This window comes from Pseudoroseomonas ludipueritiae (genome assembly GCF_014490445.1).
Classification (GTDB): Bacteria; Pseudomonadota; Alphaproteobacteria; order Acetobacterales; family Acetobacteraceae; genus Pseudoroseomonas; species Pseudoroseomonas ludipueritiae.
This window is the reverse complement of record NZ_JACTUZ010000210.1, coordinates 1-5941: the sequence shown is the minus strand read 5'-3', so window position 1 is coordinate 5941 and position 5941 is coordinate 1. Positions and strand designations below refer to the sequence as shown.

Sequence of the window (5941 nt, the reverse complement as noted above, 5' to 3'; positions counted from 1 at the left end):
AGGCCGGCTCCCCCGGCGCCGGCCCGCCGCCCGGCTGAAGCCCGCCACCGGGCCGCTTCGGCGGCCCGGCGCTCCCAGGCTCGGGGCGGCCGGGAAGGATACGCCTCCCCCATGGAGCGAGGCCCATACCCAACGCTACCGCGCCAGGTGGCGGCCTGAGCGCCTCAGCCTTCCAGCGTCTCGTGGCTAGCGGCGGCGCCGTGCTTCCAATAGCCAGCGGCCTTCACCGCCGCCTTGTCCAGCCCATGCCGCTCCAGCAGCACGGCGCGCAGCGCGCGGGCCACCGCGGATTCGGCGGCCACCCAAGCGTAACCCTCCCCTTCCGGCAATCGCAGGCCGGCCAGCGCCGCCACCAGCGCCTCCGGACGCCCGGGCGCGGCGCCGTCGCGGTGCAGCCAGGTCACCGAGACCTCGGCTTCAGAAGGCAACGGCTGCTCGGCCGAGGCATCCGCCACCTCGGCCAGCACCATGGCGCGGGTGCCGGCGGGCAGCTCGGCCAGGCGGCGGGCAATGGCGGGCAGCGCCGTCTCGTCGCCCACCAGCAGGTACCAGCCCAGCCCCTCGGGCGGGATAAAGGAACCGCGCGGGCCGCCGGCGCCGATGCGCTGCCCCGGCATCGCCTGCGCCGCCCAGGTGGCGGCCGGCCCCTCGCCATGCAGCACGAAGTCGATCTCCAGCGCCTCATCGCTGAAGCGGCGGGGGGTATAATCGCGGGCGGCGGGGCGGGGGCCTTCGGGCCAGACGGGGCCATTGGGGCCGGGGCTGGGCAGCAGCGGCTCGGCCTCCCCTGGATTGGGGAAGAAGAGCTTCACGTGGTCGTCGAAGCCGGCGCTCACGAAACCCGCCAGGGCCGGGCCGCCCAGCGTGATGCGGCGCAGATGCGGATTGGGCTGCTCCACCCGCAGCACCTCCAGCAGGCGGAAGCGCAATTCGTGGCGCACACGCCGGGCCGCGAGGGAAGACGTCGTCGTCATGTTCGGAGAAGCTCCGTGGTCGGAAGTGCCGGGCCTGGGCCGGACGCGGCGGCCCGGCATGGCGGGCGGCGGCGGGAAGCATCCCGGGGCCGTCCCCGGCGGGACCGCCCTTATGATATTGCAAATCGTTTTCATCGGGTCTAGCCCGCCTTGCCCATTCCGCCTTCCGGTTCCGGAGACCCGCCAATGCTTCGCCGTGCCCTGGCTGCTGCCTGTTGCGCCGCCGCCCTGCTCGCCCAGCCCTGGGGCGCGGCCTGGGCGGCCAGCGTCACCGACCTTGCCGGGCGCAGCGTGGAACTGCCGGCGCGGGTGGAGCGGGTGATCCTGGGCGAGAGCCGCATGCTGCCGGTGCTGGCCATCCTGGAGAAGGGCGACCCCACCGCGCGGCTGGTGGGCATGCAGGACGACCTGCGGCAGGTGGACCCGCAGGGCTATGCCCAGTTCCGCGCCGTGGCGCCCCGGCTGGACGAGATCCCCCGCCTCGGCCGCAGCAGCAGCGAGACCTTCTCGGTGGAGCGCGCCATCGGCAGCGTGCCGGACCTCGCGATCTTCGGCGTGGATGGCCATGGCCCCGGCGCCCAGTCCCGCCAGGTGATCGAGGCGCTGGAAGCCGCCGGCACCACCATCGTCTTTGTCGATTTCCGCGGCGACCCGCTGAACAATACCCCCCGCTCCATGCTGCTGCTGGGCGAGGCCCTGGGCCGGCAGCAGGAAGCCGAGGCCTTTGTGGCCGAATGGCGCCGGCAGTTGGCGCTGGTGACGGAGCGGCTGGCCGAGGCCAGGCCCCGCCGCCCGCGCGTCTTCCTGGAAAGCCGCGTCGGCTTTTCCGAGGACTGCTGCGACACCATGGCCCGCGCCATGATGGCGCATTTCCTGAATGCGGCGGGGGCCGAGAATACCGGCGCCGCCCTGGTGCCCGGCGCCACCGGCAAGGTCTCGCTGGAGAAGCTGCTGGCGGACCAGCCGGAATTCTGGGTGGGCACCGCCGTTGGCGCCGTGGGCGCGGCGCCGCAGCCGGGCCATGCCCGCATCATCCTGGGCCACGGCGCCACGCCGGAGCTGGCGCGTGCCACCCTGGATGCCGCCCTGGCCCGCCCCGGCGTGCGGGAGCTGGAGGCCGTGAAGGCGCGCCGCGCCCTGGCCATCTGGCACAGCTTCTACAACTCGCCCTTCAACGTGGTGGCGGTGCAGGTGCTGGCGAAATGGCTGCACCCCGACCTCTTCGCCGACCTGGACCCGGAGGCCACCATGCGCGGGCTTTATGAACGCTTCCAGCCGGTGAAGCTGGACGGCACCTTCTGGGTGGCGGCGCAATGAGCGGCCAGGGCCTCGCCACCGCCGCCCCGGCGCCGGCCAGCCTCGCCGCCGGCTATGCCGGCTTCGTGCGGCGCCGCTTCATCCTGCTCGGCGTGCTGGCCCTGGCGCTGCTGCTGGCGCTGCTGGCCGATATCGCCACCGGGCCGGCGCAGCTTTCGCTCGGCACCGTGGTGTCCGGCCTGATAGACCCGGCCAGCCTGCCGCGGCCGGTGCAGGTGATCCTGTGGAACGTGCGGCTGCCCTATGCCCTTATGGCGGTGCTGGTGGGCGCCTCCCTCGGCCTTTCGGGCGCCGAGATGCAGACGGTGCTGAACAACCCGCTGGCCTCCCCCTTCACCCTGGGCGTCTCGGCGGCGGCGACGCTGGGCGCCTCGCTGGTCATCGTGCTGGGCGTGGGGCCGCTGGGGGTGCCGCAGCATATCGCGGTGCCGATCGGCGCCTTCGCCTTCGCCGCCGGCGCTTCCGTGCTGGTGCAGGCCTTGGCGCGGATGCGTGGCACGGGCGTGGATACCGTGGTGCTCTTCGGCATCGCGCTGGTTTTCGCGCTGAATGCCGCGGTCGCCCTGCTGCAATTCATCGCGGATGCCGAGACGCTGCAGCAGATCGTCTTCTGGGGCATGGGTTCGCTCGCCCGTGCCACCTGGCCCAAGATCGCCGTGGTGGCCATCGTGCTCCTGCTCTGCTTCCCCTTCTCCATGATGGGGGTGTGGAAGATGACGGCGCTGCGGGCCGGTGAGGCGCAGGCGGAATCGCTCGGCATCGACACCGCCCGGCTGCGGCTGGTGGTGATGCTGCGCGCCAGCCTGCTGGCCGCCACGGCCGTGGCCTTTGTCGGCACCATCGGCTTCGTGGGCCTCGTCGGCCCCCATATGGCGCGGCTGCTGCTGGGGGAGGACCACCGCTTCTTCCTGCCCGGCGCCGCCCTGGCCGGGGCGCTGGTGCTGTCGCTCGCCTCCATCGCCTCCAAGATGCTGGTGCCGGGGCTGATCATCCCTGTGGGCATCGTCACCTCCTTGGTGGGCGTGCCGCTCTTCCTGGCGCTGCTCTTCGGCAAGGGGCGCGGGCAGTGAGCAACAAGGACAGCACCGGCCTGCTGCTGCAGGGCGTCACCGCCGGCTACCGCAACCGCCGCGTCATCGAGGGCTTCGACCTGCCGCCGATCCCGCCCGGCACGCTGCTGGGCCTGCTGGGCCAGAATGCCGCCGGCAAATCTACCCTGATGCGCGGCATCGCCGGGCTGGGGCGGGTCAGCGGCACGGTGGCGCTGGATGGCGTCTCCCTGCCCGGGCTTTCGGCGGCCAAGCGCGCGGCGCTGGTGGGCTATCTGCCGCAGAGCCTGCCGCCGCCCTCCCCGCTGGTGGCCTATGAGGCCGTGCTGTCGGCCTGCCGCGCGGTGCGCGGCGACCTCAGCCATGCCCAGGCCGAGGCCGCCATTGCCCGCGCCTTCCAGAACCTCGGCATCACCCATCTGGCGCTGCGGCGGATGAGCGAGCTATCCGGCGGCCAGCGGCAGATGGTGGGGCTGGCGCAGGTGATGGTGCGGGAGCCGAAGCTGCTGCTGCTGGACGAGCCCACCAGCGCGCTGGACCTGCGCTGGCAGCTTTCCGTGGTGCAGGCGGTGCGGGATGCGGTGCGCGCCAGCGGCGCCATCGGCATCGTCGCCATCCATGACATCAACCTGGCCATCCGCGCCTGCGACCAGGTGGCGGTGCTGGCCAAGGGGCGCCTGCTGGCCGCCGGCCCCCCGGCCGAGGTGGTGACGCCGGAGGTGCTGGCGGAATCCTTCGGCGTCGCCAGCCGGGTGGAGGCCTGCTCCCAGGGCGTGCCAGTAGTGCTGGTGGACCGGGCGCTGGCGCTGGGCTAGGCGCGCCGAAGCACCGGCACGCGGTGCCGGTGCTTCGCGCTTCACGGACCCTTCTGGCGGCTCAGACCTTGCCGCCCGGCGGCCTGGTGCCGGTTGTTCCGGTGTGATCGGTCGTTCCGGTTGTGCCGGTCGTTCCCGTGGTGCCGCGGGTATCCTCGACCTCCACATCCTGGCGGCGCACGGTGTCCTGCACCGTCTCGGTATGTTCGGTCGCGTCCTTGTTGATCACGACCTCCTCGACCACCCGGGCTTCCTTGGACACCACAGCCTCCTCCCGGTGCTCCACCGCCTCGATGGTCTGCTCGCGGAAGGCGCCGTCCGCATCCGTCAGCGGGCGGTCAACAGGCCGGCGCTGCACATCCACACGTTCCTGGCGCAGCGAGACCTGCTCGGAGACCGGTGTCTCGACAACATAGGAGCGGACGCGGACGCGGCCATGCTGCGTATCGCGCTTGCCAACGCGCAGCGTCTCCTGGACCACCGGAATAACGCCTTCCTCGCCCAGGCGGCCGGTGCCGTCGGCAGCCATGCCGCTGCCGCTCCTTTCACTGGACATCCCACCGAGGCCGGAACCTGCGGCAGTGAGGCCGGAACCCGTGGCCATACCGGCACCGGCGCCGAGATCGCTCCCGCCATGCCCGCTGGTTCCGGTGGCCGTGTTGCTGCCCAGGGCAGCACCCGTGCCCATCCCGAGCCCGGCCCCGGCAGCCCCGGCCGCGATGCCACCGCCAGCGGAGGCGGTGTCGGACTGGTAGCCTTGCCAGCCGCTGCTGCGCCATTCCTGCTCCCGCGCATCCAGATCGACGGCGCCATGCTCCTCGAAAACATCCATGGCATGCGTCACCTGGTCTTCTTCCAGCTCCGCGGCCAGCAGGTAGCCGCCGCGGCGAAGGCCCTCGGAATAGGCGTAACGGTCCTCCTCCGGCACAAAGAGGCTCTTCAGCGAGGCCCAGAAGCCTTCATGGTCGGAACCGGCCGTGGCACCGCCGCTTGTGGTGCCGCCACTGCCATGCAGCGTGATCCGGCTGCGGTCCACACCGTCATGCGTGGTGAGGTGATCAATGACTGCTTCCGCAGCCTCGCGCGTGTCGAACAGGCCAGTAATGGTTCGGGTCATCTTGGGTACCTCAGCATGTCGGGTGGGGGCCAGCGGTCCCTGACTCATCAGGATCATCCAACTCATCGGATGCCAGCCTTCCAATAACCGCCCGCTGCACACGCCGTTCCACTGGCTGTTCGACAATTTCTTCTGTTTCATCAAAACTAATGTGAATTTCTTCTTTCAGATAAAGTTTTTTTACTACTACGAGAACTTCCTCAACCACCGGGATGATCAGCACGCCATTCTCTTCGCGCGTCGCTGGTGCCTGATCGATCTCCCGCTCCACCGGCACCCGCTCCACCTGGGCGCTGCGGCTGCGCAGGGTTTCGCGCACCACCTCCTCCACCGTTTCCGTGCTGACGGAAACGCGGACGCGGCCCGATTCCTGGAGCTTCTTCTCGACGTGAAGCTTCTCTTCGCTGAGCGGGAGCACGGTCCCGGGCTGCTTGGACGGCATGATGGCTCACCCTCAGGACTGCGCGGTATCAACGCGCCCGCCCTCACGCCGGTTCCAGCGGCCGCGCGTGGTGGCGGCGCCGGCGGAAATCGCCGGCACCGCCAGCCGGGTGGAAGGCGGCTTCCGGGTGCTGCGCGGCGGCTGGCTAGGCTGGCCCTCAGCGCGGCGTGCGGTCCGCGAGATAGGAGCGCACGCGGCCATCGCCGATGCCCGGCTCCAGCCGGCCG

At 71.3% G+C, this 5941-nt stretch carries 7 protein-coding genes; 4 read left to right on the top strand and 3 right to left on the bottom strand.

Annotation, left to right across the window (positions count from 1 at the left end):
• Positions 1-164: 164 nt before the first annotated feature.
• On the bottom strand, positions 165-974 hold the full coding sequence (locus IBL25_RS23835) for a siderophore-interacting protein (RefSeq protein WP_187780961.1): 810 nt from the start codon (positions 972-974) through the stop codon (positions 165-167).
• 186 nt (positions 975-1160) lie between these two features.
• On the opposite strand from IBL25_RS23835, the gene IBL25_RS23830 reads away from it, so the two are divergent.
• Genes IBL25_RS23830 through IBL25_RS23820 form a run of 3 tightly spaced genes read left to right on the top strand, consistent with a single transcriptional unit; the run spans position 1161 to position 4155 of the window.
• Positions 1161-2291 (top strand): ABC transporter substrate-binding protein, encoded by a 1131-nt coding sequence (locus IBL25_RS23830; protein ID WP_187780960.1) that lies wholly within the window; start codon positions 1161-1163, stop codon positions 2289-2291.
• Positions 2288-3361, top strand: coding sequence for a FecCD family ABC transporter permease (locus tag IBL25_RS23825; protein ID WP_187780959.1), 1074 nt, complete (start codon positions 2288-2290; stop codon positions 3359-3361). The genes IBL25_RS23830 and IBL25_RS23825 overlap by 4 nt, the downstream gene beginning before the upstream one ends.
• The gene (locus IBL25_RS23820) at positions 3358-4155 is read left to right on the top strand and encodes an ABC transporter ATP-binding protein (RefSeq protein ID WP_367615678.1); all 798 of its coding nucleotides are present in this window, start codon (positions 3358-3360) and stop codon (positions 4153-4155) included. The genes IBL25_RS23825 and IBL25_RS23820 overlap by 4 nt, the downstream gene beginning before the upstream one ends.
• A gap of 61 nt (positions 4156-4216) precedes the next feature.
• Here IBL25_RS23820 and IBL25_RS27115 read toward each other — a convergent pair whose 3' ends face one another.
• A complete protein-coding gene (locus IBL25_RS27115) occupies positions 4217-5272 on the bottom strand; it encodes a YsnF/AvaK domain-containing protein (RefSeq protein ID WP_187780958.1) in 1056 nt (351 codons plus the stop codon).
• A 10-nt stretch (positions 5273-5282) separates the two neighbouring features.
• Complete coding sequence (locus IBL25_RS23810; protein WP_187780957.1) at positions 5283-5714, bottom strand: DUF2382 domain-containing protein; 432 nt, start codon at positions 5712-5714, stop codon at positions 5283-5285.
• Between IBL25_RS23810 and IBL25_RS27110 the strand changes: the two genes are divergently transcribed.
• On the top strand, positions 5713-5941 hold a 229-nt coding region (locus IBL25_RS27110), incomplete at its 3' end, for a hypothetical protein (protein WP_238940629.1). The two genes, IBL25_RS23810 and IBL25_RS27110, sit on opposite strands and share 2 nt — an antisense overlap.